The organism is Myxococcus sp. MISCRS1, assembly GCF_026626605.1.
Taxonomy (GTDB): domain Bacteria; phylum Myxococcota; class Myxococcia; order Myxococcales; family Myxococcaceae; genus Myxococcus; species Myxococcus fulvus.
The window spans coordinates 8,434,113-8,451,347 of the sequence record NZ_JAPNKB010000001.1 but is presented as its reverse complement, the minus strand read 5'-3'; the positions used below and the strand labels follow the sequence as shown (position 1 = coordinate 8,451,347).

Genomic DNA, 17,235 nt, shown 5'->3' with positions numbered 1-17,235 from the left:
CCGACAGAATCCGACGCCTTCGTCGTTTTATCGACGAGAACTCACACGCGCTGACGCAGTCCGTCGAGGACGCTGGCGGCCCCGGGACTGAGGGAGCCGGAGGGCCAGAGGGCCACGACCTCCACGGCCTGGGGCTCCTCCTCCTTCAGGGGCCAGGCGTGGATGTCCTCCGGGAACGGGTGCATGGGGCGCAGGTCGGGGGTGATCGCGCAGGCGCGAAACGCGCGCAGCAGCTCGTAGAGGAGCAGGAAGCTCTCGACGCGGGCGACCTCCTGCACCGCGACGCCGTGCTCCGCGAAGCGCGCGCTGTTCGCGCCACCGTAGGGGTCGTCGCGCAGCCAGTCGACGAAGGGCTGGCCCGCCAGGTCCCTCACATGCAGCGTGCGCCGGGCCGTGGATGCTGTCGCGAGCGAACTCCCGGGGCCCGCGAGCACGACGAAGGGCATGCGCAGCAGCGACTCCGACTCCACGCCCTCGTGTGGCGGCAGGGGCGTGAAGTCCAGGGCCAGGTCCAGCTGGCGCGTCTGCACCTGGCGCGTCAGCTCGTGCGGCCCGCCGAAGCTGAGCACCAGCTTGAGCCCCGTGGCCGCCGCGTTCTGGGCGACCTTGCCGAGCAGCGAGAGGGACAGCGTGGGATTGAGCCCCAGGCGCACCACGGGCTCGGCGCTGGCGAGGTCCTTCAGGCGCTTCATGTCGAGCTGGTGCAGGGGCGTCTGGGTGCCGGCGAAGAGCCGCTCCCCCCGGGCGGTGAGCTGGAGTCGACGCCCGGGGCCGCGCTCGAGCAGCGTGGCGCCGTCCGCCAGCGCCATCTCCAGCGCGCGGATGTGCTCGCTCACCACGGAGCGCGCCACGCCCAGGTGCTCGGCGGCGGACTCGATGCTGCCCGCCTCCACGGCGGCGGTGAAGGACTCCAGCCAGACGAGATGTCGCACCAGCTTGCGTGGCGGCATGCTCCCCATCCTGGCACCCCTCCCACACGCGGCACGAGGACTCTGGAGACGCCGGGCGCGCTTCCACTGCGAGGAAGCAGTCGGGCGCGCGTCGCTGCTTGAACATGCGCCGGGGGCGGGCTAGCAGAAGGCGCGATGTCCCGGACGCCTTCCGACACCCTCCCCGCCCAGGGGCTCCGCCAGCGTCTGGCCGGCGCCACGCCCCTGATGGGCCCCGCGCTGCTGTGGTGCACGCTGCACGGGTTGCTCGCGCTGGCGTTCTTCGGTGCCCCCCTGCTCGCCTCCGTGGAGCGGCTGGCCGCCTCGCTGCGCCCCGTGCTGCTGGCGGGCGGCGTCATCCAGGCCCTGTTCCTGGGGCTGCTCACCTTCGTCGCCACGCTGCCGCTGATGTTGCTCGGGCGGCGCTACGCGGTGGCCCTGCCCATCGCCGTGGCGCTCGGCGTGGCGATGCTGGGCGTGGACGCGCTCGTGCTGTCCTCGCTGGGCTTCCACATCAACGGCCTGGTGCTCGCGGTGGCCATGCAGCCTCGCGCGCTCGCGGAGACGGGGCTCGCGCCGCACGAACTCGCGCTCCTCGCGGTCGGCACCCTGGCCGTGCTGTCGCTCGATGTCTGGGTGGGCGTCCAGTTCCTGCGCCGCGTCCATCGGCCCCGGCACGTGGCGAGGCTGGTCGCCGTCCTCGTGCTGACCACCGCGGTGGAGCGCCTGACGAGCGCGTGGCTCGTGTTCGCCCATGGTGGCGCGGTGCTGCACGCGGCCACCACCCTGCCCCTCCAGCCGCCCGTGCGGATGAACACGCTGCTGATGCGGCTGACGAGCCGGCCTCCCGCGTCGGGCCTGCGCCTGGGCGTGAGCCCCGAGGCCGGCGCGCCCGCGTCGACCATCGACCCCGCCGCCGTGCGCTTCACGCGCAAGCCCGACATCCTGCTCATCCTCGTCGAGAGCCTGCGCGACGACTTCTTCCGTCCGGACGTCATGCCCCACCTGTGGAAGCGCGCGGAGCACGGCACGCGCTTCCTGCACCACCACAGCGCGGCGAGCTCCACGGACTACTCGGTCTTCAGCCTCTTCTTCGGCCTGGAGGCCCAGCGCCGTGACGCGGTGGTGGGCGCGGGCCGCGCGCCCCTGCTCTTCCCCGCGCTGCGGGAGAACGGCTATCGCCAGGCCTTCTTCGCCGCGTCCTCGGTGGACTGGATGGGGCTGAAGGACACGGTGTTCCGCGACGTGCAGGGCGGCCTGCGCACGGACTACGAGGGCAAGAGCCACCTGCGCGACGCGGCCATGGTGAAGGACGCGCTGGACCTGGCGCGCACCACGCCCGTGGACACGCCACTGTTCACGTTCGTGTTCTTCGCGGGCACGCACTTCGACTACGACTACCCGCCGCGCTCGGCGGTGTTCTCGCCCGCGTGGGACGGCAAGGGAGGTCTCGCCACCGCGCGCGTGCCCGCCGAGCACCTCAAGGCCCGCGCGTGGAACTCCGCCTACGAGGTGGACACGAAGGTGGAGGAGCTGTTGTCCCAGTGGGAGGCCGTGCGCGGCACGCGCCCCCTGGTCGTCTTCACCGGAGACCATGGCGAGGAGTTCCGCGAGCACGGCCGCGTCGGCCACGCCAGCGACGTCACCGAGCTGCAGCTGCATGTGCCCATGCTCGTCTTCGATGAGCGCCTGCCGCCGGGCCAGGTCGAGGCCGTCACCGGCCACATCGACCTCGTGCCCACGCTGTTCGACCTGCTGGGGGACACGCACACGCCGGAGCAGCTGGGGGATGGGATTCCGATGAGCCGTCCGGACCCTCGGCGCTACCTGCTCACCACCATCGGCTGGGAGCCGCGCTACGCGCTCATCGGGCGTGAGCTGAAGGTGCGCTTCGGCGCGGGCCTGCCCGGCACCGAGCTGAGTGACTTGTGGGACCGCCCGCTGCCAGATGCGCAGGAGCGCTTCGCGGCCGAGGCGCCGCGAATCCTCCGCAGGCTGCGCGGCGGTGGCGCCCAGAGCGAGGCCTCCGAGCCCACGCCCCGGCCCGTCCCCACGGGGGCTCCCGCAACCGCGACCCAGCCGCCACGCTGAGACACGCGTCCGTGACTCAGAAGCGGGCGCGGGCACCGAGCGCGAGCGAGAACAGGCCCAGCTTCACGGTGTCCGGGTTCCGGAGGAACTGGACGATGCGGTAGTCCGTGGCGACCAGCTCGTAGTACCCCTCGAGCCGCTCGAAGCCGAGCACCTTCGCCGGCCGCCCCACGCCCCCACCCAGCAGGAACGCCGGGCGCAGCGCCGTCTTGAACCAGTAGTAGCCCGACTCGTACCGGTCCGGCAGCGTCAGGTAGAAGTCGTCGCCGAATGTGTAGCTGAACGCCGCGCCCAGGGTGAGCGGACGGAGGTCCCACTCCCCGTGGCGTACCCGGAACGGATGCCACTGCGCCTTGAGCGTCAGCGTCACGAAGTCCGAGCCCGCCACCGCCTGCGGCGCCCAGCCCACGAGCACCTCCAGGTCCACCTGCTCGTCCAGGAACGCCCACCCGGGCCCCGCCGCGAGCATCCCGATGGAGCCCGCGAACTGCACGGCCGCATGGTCCGGCACGTACCACGGCGCCCCCTTCGACTCGGAGGCGTCCTCGAGCAGCTCCTGCTCCTCCGCGCGCGCCGAGGACGCCGCCAGGAGCAGCGACGCCAGCAGTCCTCCCGCGAGCCCCGGGCGCGACATCAGAAGAAGACCTGTTCGACATCCACCGACGGCCCCTCGACGGAGACCAGCAGGTAGCTGCGGATGTCGAGCGCGTCGGTGACGAAGTAGCGCACGCCCTGTCGCTCATCGCTCTGGAAGCGGTGGGCGTGGCCGTGGAAGGACACCGTCACGCCCCGCTCCGACTGGAGCTCCTCGATGGGTCCCGTCAGCGCCGGGTCGAAGTCCGGATGCCCGGGCGCCACGTGCGAGAAGGTGAAGAGGTGGCCGTCCGGCGGAGCATCAGCGAGCGCCTGCCCGAGCCTGGCCAGGTCCGGCACGTCGCCGGGGAAGTCGTACTCACGGGAGTTCGAGTCGAACAGGACGAACCGGCTGCCGCCATGCTCGAAGGACAGGAACGTCGGACCGAAGCGGGCCAGGAACAGCTCCGTCCCCTTGCCCACCATGTCGTGGTTGCCGATGACCGCCATCGTGGGGACCGACGCGTCGCTGAGCAGCTTCGATACCCACTTGTACTCGTCCGCCGAGCCGAACTCCGTCAGGTCCCCCATCTGCACGGCGAAGTCCACGTCCCGCCGTGCCAGGTCCCGCACCGCCGCTTCCGAGGAGCCCTGGAAGATGCCGATGTCCCCAATCACCGCGAAGCGGAAGGGCCCCGAGCTCATCCGCTGCTGGAGCCGCTCCACGGCCCGCGCATTCGAGTCCCGCTCGCCCCCGCGAACCTCGTACGGGTGCATCTCGAACGCGCCACAGCCCGAGAGGAGCAGCAGCGATGGGAGCCAGGGTCTCACGACCCTCGGAACTAACGACCCGATGCCACCTCTTCAACCCTTGGATTCGCCCGGGCCGCTCCCAAGACACAATGGCTCATGTCGACCATCACCTGACCGACAGTCACCGTCATCGCAACACGCACTCCGGGCCGTTGCCCCTGTCGTCGGGACTCAGGCCGCGAGCGCCTTGGCGCCGTCCCAGTCCTCCACCTCGTAGAGGAAGCGCGAGCCCTTCACGAGCTTGCGGTTGGCGGAGGTGCTCTGCACGAAGACGACGTACTTCTCCAGGCTCGCGGGCCGGATGCGCACCGTCTCTCCCGGGGGCAGGCCGAGCATCTCCCGCGCGCGCTCGCCGCTGAAGAAGTCCCCCGTCTTGCGGTCCATGAGGATGACCTCCTTGTGGCCCTGGATGGTCTCCGTCTTGGTGAACTCGTAGAAGCCCCTGCCCGTCTTGAAGCCCAGGCCGTTCTCCTGGACGAAGGTCTTGATGGGCATGTCCGCGTCCACCTCCAGCGACTGGAAGCGGCCGGGAGGCACGGCGCGCAGGTCCGCCTCGCCGTAGACGGACGTGGGCGCGCGCCCGAGCATGGTGCTGAACAGGCCGCTCAGGCTCCGGCTCATGCGGCCCTCGCGGGAGACCTCCGCCTCGTAGGCCTGGAGCTGGGCGTCCGACGCCTGCTTGTAGCAGACGGCCAGCAGCATGTCGGTGACGTGGGAGAACTGGTCCAGGCTCAGGTGGAAGCCGCCCGACTTCTGGGCCAGCTCCCGGTAGAACGGCGTCGCGTGGCGGCGCGCCAGGGCCTGGACCCCGTACACGGGGATGCCCAGCCTACCCAGCGCGTCCACCTCCTTGCGCCAGTCCAGCCGCTTCGGATTGTCCGAGGGCGCGTGCGGCACGTCATCGCCAATCAACACGAAGGCGTGCTTGTAGCCCGCGGTCCATGAGAGGGATTGCGCCTCGTGCAGCACCAGCTCGTAACACTCCGGCGCGTCGCCGCCGCCCGTCTGCCCCACCTTGTCCACGAACCGCACCACCGCGTTCACGTCGTCCGTGAGGTCCAGAATCTTCGTCACGTACGTCGAGCGCGCGTCGCAGTAGTCGCCGTGCGCGATGACGCCGATGCGGATGCCCGGAATCTCCTTCATCAGCCGGGACACCGTTCCGTGCAGCTTCTTTCGGACCTGCGCGAGACAGGGATACATGCTGCCGGTGGTATCGAAGCTGAAGACAATCTCGACGCGATTATCGACGACGGACTTGCCCATTTCTTGGCTCCCCTCGTGTGCCGTGACGAGAGGAAGAATACGGGGTGGGTCTGACATTTTCGGGGCGCCGCAAGGGCCTACGTGAGGGGTGGTTCCGAGGCGCTTTCCGACAGTCCTTGCGGGCTTCGAGGGGCCGTGCTGAAAAGCGCGCCACAGCCCCTGCCTGGGGCCCGGGGAGGACCTTGGTGGAGATCCAGAAGCCCTACCTGTTGTTCCTGGGGGATGTCCCCGACCAGCTCGCGGCGAAGACGGCGCACGGCATCGTCGACTGGCGGCCGGACTGGTGCGTGGGGCAGCTGCGGCTGCCGGGCTGCAAGGCGGACTGTGGCCTCGAGGACCTGGACATCGCGCAGGCGAAGGCCAAGGGCGCCCGGACGCTCATCGTCGGCGTGGCCAACGCGGGCGGAGTGCTGCCGGAGCACTGGGTGAGCAAGCTGGTGGATGCGCTGGACGCGGGGATGGACGTCGCCACGGGGCTGCACAAGAGGCTGTCCTCGTTCCCCGCCATCGCCGAGGCGGCCCGACGCAACGGCCGCGCGCTGCACGACGTGCGCATTCCCGACCAGGACTTCGCCACGGGCAAGGGCACCAAGCGTCAGGGATTGCGCCTGTTGACGGTGGGCACGGACTGCTCGGTGGGAAAGAAATACACCGTGCTCGCGCTGGAGAAGGAGATGCGGGCGCGTGGCCTGAAGGCGGACTTCCGGGCCACGGGACAGACGGGCATCTTCATCTCGGGTCGGGGCGTGGCCATCGACGCGGTGGTGTCCGACTTCGTCGCGGGCGCGGCCGAGTGGCTGTCCCCCGCCAACGACGCGGACCACTGGGACCTGGTGGAGGGACAGGGTTCGCTGTTCCATCCCTCGTTCGCGGGCGTGACGCTGGGGCTGCTGCATGGCGCGCAGCCGGATGCCTTCATCGTCTGTCACGAGCCCACGCGCACCAAGATGCGTGGCGTCCAGCACGCGCTGCCCTCGATTCAAGCCGTCATCGAGCGCACCGTGCTGGAGGGACAGCTCACCAACCCCGCCATCCAGTGCACGGGGCTGGCCATCAACACCGAGCACCTGGACGAAGCCGAGGCCCTGGCGCTGATGGAGCGCACCGGGCGCGAGCACGGGCTGCCCTGCGTGGACCCCATCCGCACCGGTGTCGGGCCGCTCGTCGACGAGCTCTCACGCCGCTTCCCCGTCCGGAGCTGAAGGCCCATGCGCAAGCTCACCGTCCGACACGAGAGCTGGCCCATCGCCGGCAGCTTCACCATCTCCCGGGGCTCGAAGACGAGCGCCGAGGTGGTGGTCGTCACGCTGGAGGAAGGCGGCGCCGTGGGGCGCGGCGAGTGTGTGCCCTATGCCCGCTATGGCGAAACGGTGCCGGGTGTCCTGAAGGCGCTGGAGGCCGCGCGGGCGCGCATCGAGGGAGGGCTGTCCCGGGAGGAGGTTTCCGAGGTGCTCGAGCCCAAGGCCGCGCGCAACGCGCTGGACTGCGCCCTGTGGGACTTGGAGGCGAAGCGGACCGGCAGGCCCGTCTGGGCGCTGCTGGGGATGCCCGAGCCCCGGCCGCTCGTCACCGCGTACACGCTGAGCCTGGACACGGCGGATGCCATGGGCCGGGCCGCGGTGAAGTCCGCGCACCGACCGCTGCTCAAGGTGAAGCTCGGGCGCGGGAGCACCGAGGACCTGGAGCGCCTCAGGGCCATCCGTGAGGGTGCCCCGGCCAGCCGGCTCATCGTGGACGCCAACGAAGGCTGGAGCCCCGCGGAGCTGCCCGGCCTGCTGGATGCGTGCGCGAAGCTGGGGGTGGTGATGGTGGAGCAGCCCCTGCCCGCCTCGGACGACGAGGCCCTGCGGGGCCTGGGGCGCCCGGTGGCCGTGTGCGCCGACGAGTCCGCGCATGACCGGCACGGGCTGGCGGCGCTCGTGGGCAAGTACGACGCGCTCAACATCAAGCTCGACAAGACGGGAGGGCTCACCGAGGCCCTGGCCCTGGCCCGGGACGCGCGAGGGCACGGGCTGCAGCTCATGGTGGGCTGCATGGTGGCCACGTCCCTGTCCATGGCCCCCGCGGCCCTGGTGGCCCAGGACGCGGAGGTGGTGGACCTGGACGGTCCCCTGCTGCTGGCGAAGGACCGCGAGCCGGGCCTGCACTTCGAGGGCAACACCCTGTTCTGGCCGCCCCGGGAGTTGTGGGGCTGAAGGCCCGGGTGGGGCTTCGTCGTCCCGATGGCACCCGACGACAAGGGCCTCTTGCCCTGGGCGGGCCGGAAGCACAGCATGCGCGGCCACCGTGTCCGTGAACGCCACCCGCCCGAGTCCCCACCACACGTATACCGAGCGCCGCGCCGCCGCCCAGGCGGAGCTGTCCGTCCTGGACCGCATCAGCGCCCGCTACGCCAACCTGCGCACCGTGGCCGTCCTCGCCGCGGCCATCATCTCGGGCCTCATCCTCACCGGACGCCTGCCGAAGACGTGGTGGTGGGGCGCGCTCGGCTTCGTCGTCGTCTTCATCATCCTCGCCGTCATGCACCACCAGGTGTTCCGTCGCGAGGAGCGCCAGCGGCTCTATGTGACGCTCAACGAGCGGGGCCTGGCGCGCCTGGGGCACGGCTGGCACGAGTTCACCGAGCAGGGCGAGCGCTTCGCCTCCCCCTCCCACCTCTACACGCCGGACCTGGACGTCTTCGGCCAGGGCAGCCTGTTCCAGCTCCTCAACGAGACGGCCACCCGCGCCGGTGAGGAGCGGCTCGCCGCGTGGCTGTCGTCCCCTGCCTCACGGGAGGTCGTCGAGGCCCGACAGGGCGCCGCCCAGGAGCTGGCCCCGCGCGTGGACTTCCGCCAGGACCTCTGCGTGGACGCGCGCACGGTGGCCAAGGAGAAGGCGGACCCCGCGCTCTTCATCCAATGGGCGGAAGCCGGCTCCTCGCTCGACTCCATCCGCTGGTCCCGTCCGCTGGCGGTGGTGCTGCCCTTCGTGACGCTCGCGCTCTTCGTCCTGGGCGAGGTGGGCGTGATTCCCGGCGCATCCGTCTGGGCGGGCCTCATCGCACAGCTCGCGCTGGCCGCCGCCACCCGCAAGACGCTCAAGCGGATGGACGACAACGTGGAGAAGGGCGAGCGGGGCTTCGCGCGGTATGCCCCCCTCTTCGAGCGCATCGAGAGCCAGCGCTTCGAGCATCCCCTGCTGCGCCAGCTCCAGGCGGGCCTCCAACAGCAGGGCGAGCCGCCGGTGTCCTCGCACTTCCGTCGCTTCAGCCAGCTCTTCTCGCTCATCGAGTTCAAGCGGCACCAGTTCCACCCCATCGTGCACTGGCTCACCCTCTGGGACATCCACGCGCTGTTCGCGCTGGAGAACTGGCGCGAGAAGCACGGCACCCGCGTGCGGCACTGGTTCGAGGCGCTCGCGGAGCTGGAGGCCCTGTCCTGTGTCGCCGGGCTCGCGCATGACCGCCCCGCCTTCGCCTGGCCCACACTGGTGAAGGAGGGCCCCATCGTCGAGGCGACGAAGCTGGGACACCCGCTGCTGGACGCGCCCGTGCCCAACGACGTGTCCCTCCCGGGCCCCGCGCACGCGTTGATCATCACCGGCTCCAACATGAGCGGGAAGACGACGCTGATGCGCGCGGTGGGCGCCAACGTGGTGCTGGCGCTCGCCGGAGCGCCCGTGTCCGCCGCGTCGTTCCGCCTGTCACCGCTGCATGTGCTCACCAGCATGCGGGTGAAGGACTCGCTGGAGCGCGGCGTCTCGTACTTCTACGCGGAGGTGCAGCGCATCAAGGCCGTGCTGGACGCGGCGCGCGCAGCGAACGGCCAGGCCCTGTTCCTGCTCGACGAAATCCTGCTGGGCACCAACACGCGAGAGCGCCAGCTCGCCTCGCGCGAGGTGCTGCGCCTGCTGCTCGCCACGGGCGCCAGCGGCGCGGTGACGACGCATGACCTGTCGCTCACCTCGCTCGCCGAGGAGACCACGAACGCGAAGGTCCGCAACGTCCACTTCAGGGACCACCTGGAGGAGGGACAGATGGTGTTCGACTACACGCTGCGGGAAGGCGTGGTGGACACCACCAACGCGCTGCGCGTGCTGCGACTCGCCGGTGTCCCCGTGGACGACCCCGAGGCGCCCGAGCGTCGGGAGTAGGCCCGCTCCACCCCGCCGCCCGTTCTCCGGGCGCGCAGCCCCTGCTCGCCATCACCGCCTGCCCTGCGTCCGGCCCCTGTCTTCGAGTCCAATCCCTTCGTGAGGTGCTGAGCACCCGCTGGCGCGAATCATGTCGGACGAGCTCCGCCTCCGCGTGCCCATCGCACGACCGCTCCCGCGCCCGACCATCATCGGCTCACGTGGCGCTCGAGCCACGGTCCATGGAGGAACTGATGATGAACCACGCGCTCCACGCGGTCCTGTCCACCCTGTTCATGGCGACCCTCTTGCTGGCCCCGGCCAGCCGTGCGCAGCCCGTGGCCCTCACCTGCCCGGGCACCTTGAGGGTCAACTACGCGCCCGGGCTCTCGAACACCCCTCGGCTCATCACCGTCGACTCGAAGGCGCTCTACGGCCCCTGCACGGGGCTCCCCCTGGGGCTCGTGTCCGCGAGTCTCGATACGTTCGCGCAGACCCCACTTTCGTGTGGCCTGCTCGAGAACGGAAACCTGTCCCTCACACTGAAGTGGAACGACGGGACCTACAGCACGGGGCAGGGTCGAGCCCTCCTGCGCGCCGCGCCCCTGGGAGAGGTTGTCATCGCAACGGAGTCCACGGTGACCGAGGGCCGCTTCGTGGGCGCCACGGTGGTCGTCACCTCCACCCTGCTCCAGACGGACTTTCTCGCATGCTCGACGCCCCAGGGCGTCACCTCCGTCGCGGGCCCCTCCGTCCTCGTCATCACCCGCCTCTTCTGAGGTCCCCGAACGAAAACGGGCCCCGGGAAGCGCTTCCCCGGGGCCCGTGAACTTTCAGGAGCGTGCGGCGATTACTTCGCCAGTTCGATGAGCGCCGCGGCGCCCATGCCGCCACCGATGCACATGGTGACGACGCCGTAGCGGCCGTTGCGGCGCTTGAGCTCGCGCAGAATCGTCGCGACCAGCCGCGCACCGGACACGCCCAGCGGGTGACCCAGGGCGATGGCGCCCCCGTTCGGGTTCACCTTGTCCTCCGGGATGCCCAGCTCACGGATGCAGTACAGCGCCTGCGGAGCGAAGGCCTCGTTCAGCTCGAAGACGTCGATGTCCTTCACCTCGAGCTTGTTCTTCGCCAGGAGCTTGCGCACCGCGGGCACGGGGCCGATGCCCATGACCTCCGGAGGCACGCCCGCGACGGCGAAGTCCACGAAGTAGCCCAGCGGCTTGACGCCCAGCTCCTTCGCCTTCTCCTCGCTCATCACCACCGCCGCCGCCGCGCCGTCCGTCAGCGGCGACGCGTTGCCGGCCGTCACCACGCCCTTGGCGTTGAACGCCGGGCGCAGCTTGCCCAGGCCCTCGGCCGTCGTCTCCGGACGCAGGATGGTGTCCACCGACACCGTCACCGTCTGCGCGTTGCCCTCCTCGTCGTAGACGGTGGTGGTGACCGGGACGATCTCCTCCTTGAACTTCCCCGTCTCCCGAGCCGTCGCCGCGCGGCGCTGGCTCTCGGCGGCGAACTTGTCGGAGTCCGCACGCGACACGTTGTGCCGCGAGGCGATGTTCTCCGCCGTCACACCCATGGAGCTGTAGATCTCCGGGTGGTTCGCCATGATGTCCGGGTTGGCGCTGACCTTGTTGCCGCCCATGGGCACCATCGTCATGGACTCGGTGCCACCACCGATGCCCACCTGGATGTGGCCCGCCTGGATGGCCGCCGCAATCTGCGCGATGGCCTGCGTCCCGGACGAACAGAAGCGGTTGATGGTCATCGCCGGGACGTCAACCGGCAGACCCGCCAGCAGCGTGGCCTGACGCGCCACGTTCATGCCCTGCTCGGCCTCCGGCATGGCACAGCCCAGGACGACGTCCTCGACGTCCGACGGCTTCAGGCCGGGGACCTGCGCCACGGCCTCCTTGATGGCGACGGCCGCCAGGGTATCCGGCCGCGTGTCCTTGAACTCTCCCTTGTGCGCGCGGGTGAACGGCGTGCGGACCGCGCTGGCAATCACGACTCGACCAGGCATCTTGATGTCTCCTTGCCCGGGTAACACCCGGGCATGCAGCGAAATTTATGTCGTCGCCAATGAGTACCGGCCGGCCGTCAATTCCGCAGCGGCTTGCCCTTTTCGATCATGTGCGTCAGGCGGTCCTGGGTCTTCTCCTCGCCGCACAGGCTCAGGAAGGCCTCGGCCTCCAGTTCGAGCAGCTTCTCCTCGGTGACCAGCGCCGAGGTGCTGGTGTCGCCGCCGGTGAGCACGCGCGCCAGCTTCTGGCCGATCTTGCGGTCGTGCGCGCTGACCTGCCCGTTCATCTCCATGTCGTACAGCATCATGTCGATGGTGGCGTAGCCGCTGGGGCCGCCCAGCCGGAAGCGCGAGGGACGCGGCGCGCGGAAGCCCGCGTCCGCCATGCCCAGCACGCGCGCCTTCGCGTCCGACAGGAGGAAGTCGCGGTTGGCGCTGATGCCGTCCGCCTGCGAGAGGAAGCCCGCCTCGCGCGCCTCCTCGGCGCTGGTGGCGACCTTCGCCGTGCCGATGGACAGGAACACCTTCTTGAGGAAGGGGAACGGATCGAAGTCCTTGTCCGTGGAGTATGCGCCGTAGACGTTGCGCAAGAGCTGCATGTTGCCGCCGCCGCCGGGGATGAGGCCCACGCCCACCTCGACGAGGCCCATGTACAGCTCGGCGCTCGCCTGCACCGCGTTGCCGCCCATGGTCACCTCGGCGCCGCCGCCGAGCGTGAGGTTGAAGGGCGCCGTCACCACCGGCACCGGGCTGTAGCGCATGCGCTGGTTGGCCGCCTGGAACGACGTCACCAACTTGCGGATGTCCTCGTACTGGCCGCTCTTCGCCGCCCACACCAGCGCGACGATGTTCGCGCCCGCGGAGAAGTTGGCGCCGTCGTTGCCGATGACGAGGCCCTTGAAGTTCTTCTCCGTCTCGTCCAGCGCCGTGTGCATCATCTCGATGATCTGGTCATCGATGGAGTTCATCTTCGTGTGGAACTCCAGCAGCGTGGCGCCGTCGCCCAGGTCCCACAGGGTGGCGGAGTCGTTGCCGGCGACCTTCTTGTTGCCGCGCTTGAGGTACTCCACGCGCTGGGTGCGCGCGTTCTCCGGCACCACCTTCACGGACTTCGTGGGGATGTCCCAGTACGTGTCCTTGCCGCCCTCCACGCCGTAGAAGGACTCGCGGCCCGTGGCCAGCATGTCCTCCACCCACTTCGCCGGCTTGAGGCCCAGCTCCTTCATCCGCGCGACGCCCTTCTTCACGCCGTACGCGTCCCAGACCTCGAAGGGGCCCAGGTCCCACCCGAAGCCCCAGCGCACGCCGCGGTCCACGTTGACCACGTCGTCGGCAATCTCGGGGATGCGGCGGCTGGTGTACGCCAGCACGTCCAGCGTCACCTGCTCGGCGAACTTCGCGGCCTTGTCCGTGCCGTTCATGACGACGGCGACGCGCTCCTTGACGTTCTCCACCTCGCGGGCGGCGCCCAGCGACTCGAAGCGCACCTTGCCCTGCGGGCGGTACTCGAGCGTCTTCAGGTCGAGCGCGAGGATCTCCTTGCCGCCGGAGCTCTTGTCCTTCTTGTAGAAGCCGCCGCCGCTCTTGTCGCCCAGCATCCCCTTCTCCACCATCTTCTGGAGGAAGCCGGGGATGGCGAAGACCTCACGCTCCTCGTCCTGGGTCAGCGTGTCGTAACAGTTCTTCGACACGTGGACGAAGGTGTCCAGGCCGACGATGTCCGCGGTGCGGAACACGGCCGACTTGGGGCGCCCCATGGCCGGGCCGAAGATCTTGTCCACCTCCTCGATGGACAGCTCCGCGGGGCCCATGGCCGCGATGGTGCGCATCATCCCGTACACGCCGATGCGGTTCGCGATGAAGTTGGTGGTGTCCTTGCCGTAGACGATGCCCTTGCCGAGCACCTCTTCGCCAAAGCGGTGGATGGCCTTCATCACCGCCGGGTCCGTGTCCTTGCCGGCCACGAGCTCCAGGAGCTTCATGTAGCGGACCGGGTTGAAGAAGTGCGTGACGAGGAAGTTCTTCTTGAAGGCCTCGCCCCGGCCCTCGGTCATCCCGACAATCGACATGCCGGAGGTGTTCGAGGAGATGATGGCGTCCTTGCGGGCGTGCTGCTCCACCTTGGCGAAGAGCGCCTGCTTGACGGCCAGGTCCTCCTTCACCACCTCGATGACCCAGTCGCACTCGGAGATGCGCGACAGGTCGTCCTCGAAGTTGCCCACCTCGATGGCGGTGAACACCTGCTCGGACATGATGGGGCTGGGCTTCTGCTTGCGCATGTTGGCCAGCGCCCCGAGGGCGAACTTGTTGCGGAAGGCCTTGGTCGAGGTGTCCTCGCCCGGTGCGGCCTTCGGCGGAACGATGTCCAGGAGGAGCGCGCGCACGCCCGAGTTGGCCAGATGGGCGGCGATGCCGCTGCCCATCACTCCGGCGCCCAGCACAGCTACCTTGCGGATCCGCGTCGTCATTGGGGAAGGCTCCCTTGCTCTTGTGGGAAGGAGGGGACTGCACAAATGTAGGCGATTGACCCGAAAGTCAATCGGTTCAGCGGGTGGGAGCACTCGCCACCCGGCGCGCCAGGGACTACAAACCGGACCTCCATGGCTCGCCCCGACCCGCACTCGTACAACGACAGCACGCAGCCCGAGACGGAAACCCTGGACTGGAGGGCCCGCGTCGACTTCCGCACGCGAAGGCTGCACGCCGAGGCCACCTTGACGCTGAAGGAAGCGTCCGCCGGTCCCCTCGACCTGGACACCCGGGACCTGGAGATTCTCAGAGTCGTAGACGGCAATGGTCGCCCCTTGCCCTACATGCTCGCGCCGCCCGAGCCGATCCTGGGGAGCAGGCTCCGCGTGGAGCTGCCCCAGGGCGTGCGCCAGCTCACGGTGCACTACCGCACGTCCCCCACCGCGAGCGCGCTGCAGTGGCTGACGCCCTCGCAGACGGCGGGCGGGCAGCACCCGTTCCTCTACAGCCAGTGCCAGGCCATCCACGCGCGCAGCCTGGTGCCGCTGCAGGACACGCCGCGCATCCGCATCCGCTACCGCGCGTCGCTGCGCGTGCCCAAGGCGCTCAAGGCGGTGATGGCCGCCAGCTTCGTCGGCCGCGAGGAGCACGGCGTGGAGGCGGAGGAGCACTACGAGATGCCGCAGCCGGTGCCCCCGTACCTGCTCGCCTTCGCGGTGGGCAGCCTCGCGCCGAAGGAGCTGGGGCCGCGCTCGCGGGTGTGGGCGGAGCCGGAGCTGCTCGAGGACGCGGCGGAGGAGTTCTCCGGCGTGGACGACATGCTGCGCGCCGCCGAGTCGCTCTTCGGGCCGTACGACTGGGAGCGCTTCGACCTGCTCACCATGCCTCCGTCGTTCCCGTACGGCGGCATGGAGAACCCGAGGCTGACGTTCCTCACGCCCACGCTGATTGCCGGCGACAAGAGCCTGGTCAACGTGGTGGCGCATGAGCTCGCGCACTCGTGGACGGGCAACCTCGTGACGAACGCGTCCGCGGAGCACTTCTGGCTCAACGAGGGCTTCACCGTGTTCGCCGAGCGCCGCATCCTGGAGGCGCTGGCGGGCAAGGAGGTGGCCGCGCTGCACGGGGCGCTGGGGCGCCGCGCGCTGGAAGAGGCGATGCACCACTTCCGCGAGCACCCGCACCTGACGGCGCTGCGCACGCACCTGACGGGCGTGGACCCGGACGAGGCCTTCTCCCAGATTCCGTACGAGAAGGGCTACCTGTTCCTGCGCGCGCTGGAGGACGCGGTGGGCCGCGAGACGTTCGACGGCTTCCTGCGCCGCTACCTGGCCACGTACCGCTTCCGCGCGCTCACCACCGAGGAGTTCATCGCCTTCACCGAGCGCGAGCTGCCCGGGGCCCTGGCCAAAGTGGACGCGGACGCGTACCTGCAGCGGCCCGGCATCCCCGGCGGCGCGCCCTCCCCTCGCTCCAGCCGGCTGGAGACGCTCCTGCGCCTGCGCGGCACCGTGCCGTCGAAGGACGCGGTGAAGGACTGGACGCCCGCGGAGTGGCAGCTCTTCCTGGAGTGGCTGCCGTCGGACGCGCCGCGGGACTTGTTCCGCCAGCTGGACGAGCGCTTCGAGCTGACGAAGAGCCGCAACTCGGAGGTGCTGGTGGCGTGGCTGGTGGCGGCCCTGCGCGCGGGCTGGGAGCCGGCGGTGGCGCGCACCGAGGTCTTCCTGGGCGAGGTGGGCCGCATGAAGTACCTCAAGCCCCTGTACGGCGTGCTCAGCGCGTCCCGCGAGCACAAGCCGCTGGCGCGCTCGCTCTTCCAGCAGCACCAGGAGCGCTACCACCCCATCGCCCGGCAGGGCGTGGAGCTCATCCTCTCCCGCGCCTGACGAAGGCGCGGGGAGGAGGACGACGGACTACTTCGCCGACTGCGCCTTCAGGCGCTTCTCGGAGAGGTCCAGGTACTTCTCGTCCATGTCGATGCCCACGTAGCGGCGGCCCAGCTTGAGGGCCGCCACGCCCGTGGTGCCGCTGCCGTTGAAGGGGTCGAGAATCAGCGCGTCCTCGGGGGTGCTCGCCTCGATGATGCGCTCCAGCAGGGCCACCGGCTTCTGCGTGGGGTGGCTGCCGTGGGCCTTCTCCTCACCGCCGCGCGGGACGGTGAGCGTCCACAGCCGGCCCTCGCCGTCGTCCGTGACTTCCGCGTCGCCGGAGGGAGGCAGCACCCACGCGTCGCGCATCTGCTTGCCGCCGTTGTCCGACTTCATCTTCTTGTAGTTGAAGACGTGCTGCAGCTTGCCGCCCGACTTCGGCGAGGCCCAGATGAGCAGCTCCGTCGAGTGGGTGAAGTAGCGGCAGGCCAGGTTCGGGCTGGCGTTGGGCTTGAACCAGGTGACGGTGTTGAGCAGCTTGTAGCCGAGCTTCTGCATGGCGAAGCCGGCGTTGAAGATGACGTGCTGGGTGCCGCTGACCCAGAGCGTGCCGGTGGGCTTGAGCAGCCGCTGGCAGGCCTCGAGCCACGCCGTGGTGAAGGCGTGGTCCTCCTCCACCCCGCGCGACACGTCCCAGTTGCCCTTCTTCACCGCGACGCGCTTGCCACCCTTGCAGGTGGTGCCGCCGTTGGAGAGGAAGTACGGCGGGTCGGCGAAGATCATGTCGAACGTCTGGGGCTCGAACCGGTTCAGGAGCTCCAGGCTGTCCCCGTGCAGGAGCGTCCAGGCGTCGCCCTTCGCGTGCACGCTCTCGTTGAGGGAGCGCCGGACAATCTTCAGGTCAGGGGCAGCAGCTTCAGCCAACATCACGCCTCCGTCGGACTCTTCGTCGTGGGACGCGGCGGAATGTGCGGTGACTTGAGTGCTACGTCTAATTTCTGGCCTGTAGCACCCTGAAATTTGACCCGGGGGGCTTGCCGTGGAAACGACTCGAGCAGGGCGGGAGCGCCTCCAGTGAGGCCCTCCGACA

Annotated in this window: 13 protein-coding genes; 6 read left to right on the top strand and 7 right to left on the bottom strand. The window is 69.8% G+C overall.

What is annotated here, in order from left to right; translation table 11 throughout:
• Positions 1–41: 41 nt before the first annotated feature.
• Positions 42–950: a LysR family transcriptional regulator gene (locus OWM54_RS33835; RefSeq protein WP_223745512.1), complete on the bottom strand. Its 909-nt coding sequence runs from the start codon at positions 948–950 to the stop codon at positions 42–44.
• 135 nt (positions 951–1,085) lie between these two features.
• On the opposite strand from OWM54_RS33835, the gene OWM54_RS33830 reads away from it, so the two are divergent.
• Positions 1,086–3,020 carry a sulfatase-like hydrolase/transferase gene (locus OWM54_RS33830; RefSeq protein ID WP_267700136.1) on the top strand — a complete coding sequence of 645 codons (1,935 nt, stop codon included), beginning with the start codon at positions 1,086–1,088 and terminating at the stop codon, positions 3,018–3,020.
• Between the two features lie 16 nt (positions 3,021–3,036).
• Here OWM54_RS33830 and OWM54_RS33825 read toward each other — a convergent pair whose 3' ends face one another.
• From OWM54_RS33825 to OWM54_RS33815, 3 genes are all read right to left on the bottom strand, one after another.
• On the bottom strand, positions 3,037–3,654 hold the full coding sequence (locus tag OWM54_RS33825; protein WP_267700135.1) for a hypothetical protein: 618 nt from the start codon (positions 3,652–3,654) through the stop codon (positions 3,037–3,039).
• Complete coding sequence (locus OWM54_RS33820) at positions 3,654–4,424, bottom strand: metallophosphoesterase family protein (protein ID WP_267700134.1); 771 nt, start codon at positions 4,422–4,424, stop codon at positions 3,654–3,656. The genes OWM54_RS33825 and OWM54_RS33820 overlap by 1 nt, the downstream gene beginning before the upstream one ends.
• A gap of 153 nt (positions 4,425–4,577) precedes the next feature.
• Complete coding sequence (locus OWM54_RS33815) at positions 4,578–5,672, bottom strand: vWA domain-containing protein (RefSeq protein ID WP_267700133.1); 1,095 nt, start codon at positions 5,670–5,672, stop codon at positions 4,578–4,580.
• A 185-nt stretch (positions 5,673–5,857) separates the two neighbouring features.
• Between OWM54_RS33815 and dgcN the strand changes: the two genes are divergently transcribed.
• The 4 genes from dgcN to OWM54_RS33795 all read left to right on the top strand — a co-directional run bounded on the left by dgcN (position 5,858) and on the right by OWM54_RS33795 (position 10,564).
• A complete protein-coding gene (dgcN, locus tag OWM54_RS33810) occupies positions 5,858–6,874 on the top strand; it encodes an N-acetyltransferase DgcN (RefSeq protein WP_267700132.1) in 1,017 nt (338 codons plus the stop codon).
• Positions 6,875–6,880: 6 nt separating this feature from the next.
• The gene (gene dgcA / locus OWM54_RS33805) at positions 6,881–7,867 is read left to right on the top strand and encodes an N-acetyl-D-Glu racemase DgcA (protein ID WP_267700131.1); all 987 of its coding nucleotides are present in this window, start codon (positions 6,881–6,883) and stop codon (positions 7,865–7,867) included.
• Between the two features lie 91 nt (positions 7,868–7,958).
• A complete protein-coding gene (locus OWM54_RS33800; protein ID WP_267700130.1) occupies positions 7,959–9,806 on the top strand; it encodes a MutS-related protein in 1,848 nt (615 codons plus the stop codon).
• A 221-nt stretch (positions 9,807–10,027) separates the two neighbouring features.
• Complete coding sequence (locus tag OWM54_RS33795; protein WP_141323680.1) at positions 10,028–10,564, top strand: hypothetical protein; 537 nt, start codon at positions 10,028–10,030, stop codon at positions 10,562–10,564.
• Between the two features lie 71 nt (positions 10,565–10,635).
• Here OWM54_RS33795 and OWM54_RS33790 read toward each other — a convergent pair whose 3' ends face one another.
• Positions 10,636–11,808 carry a thiolase family protein gene (locus tag OWM54_RS33790; RefSeq protein WP_141323678.1) on the bottom strand — a complete coding sequence of 391 codons (1,173 nt, stop codon included), beginning with the start codon at positions 11,806–11,808 and terminating at the stop codon, positions 10,636–10,638.
• 77 nt (positions 11,809–11,885) lie between these two features.
• Entirely contained in the window at positions 11,886–14,276 is a 2,391-nt protein-coding gene (locus OWM54_RS33785; RefSeq protein WP_223745503.1) for a 3-hydroxyacyl-CoA dehydrogenase/enoyl-CoA hydratase family protein, read from the bottom strand.
• A 132-nt stretch (positions 14,277–14,408) separates the two neighbouring features.
• Between OWM54_RS33785 and OWM54_RS33780 the strand changes: the two genes are divergently transcribed.
• Positions 14,409–16,163, top strand: a complete 1,755-nt coding sequence (locus tag OWM54_RS33780) for a M1 family metallopeptidase (RefSeq protein ID WP_248545975.1) — start codon at positions 14,409–14,411, stop codon at positions 16,161–16,163.
• A 27-nt stretch (positions 16,164–16,190) separates the two neighbouring features.
• Here the strand turns inward: OWM54_RS33780 and OWM54_RS33775 are convergent, their stop codons facing one another.
• Positions 16,191–17,072 (bottom strand): DNA-methyltransferase, encoded by an 882-nt coding sequence (locus OWM54_RS33775; RefSeq protein WP_046715190.1) that lies wholly within the window; start codon positions 17,070–17,072, stop codon positions 16,191–16,193.
• Positions 17,073–17,235: the final 163 nt, after the last annotated feature.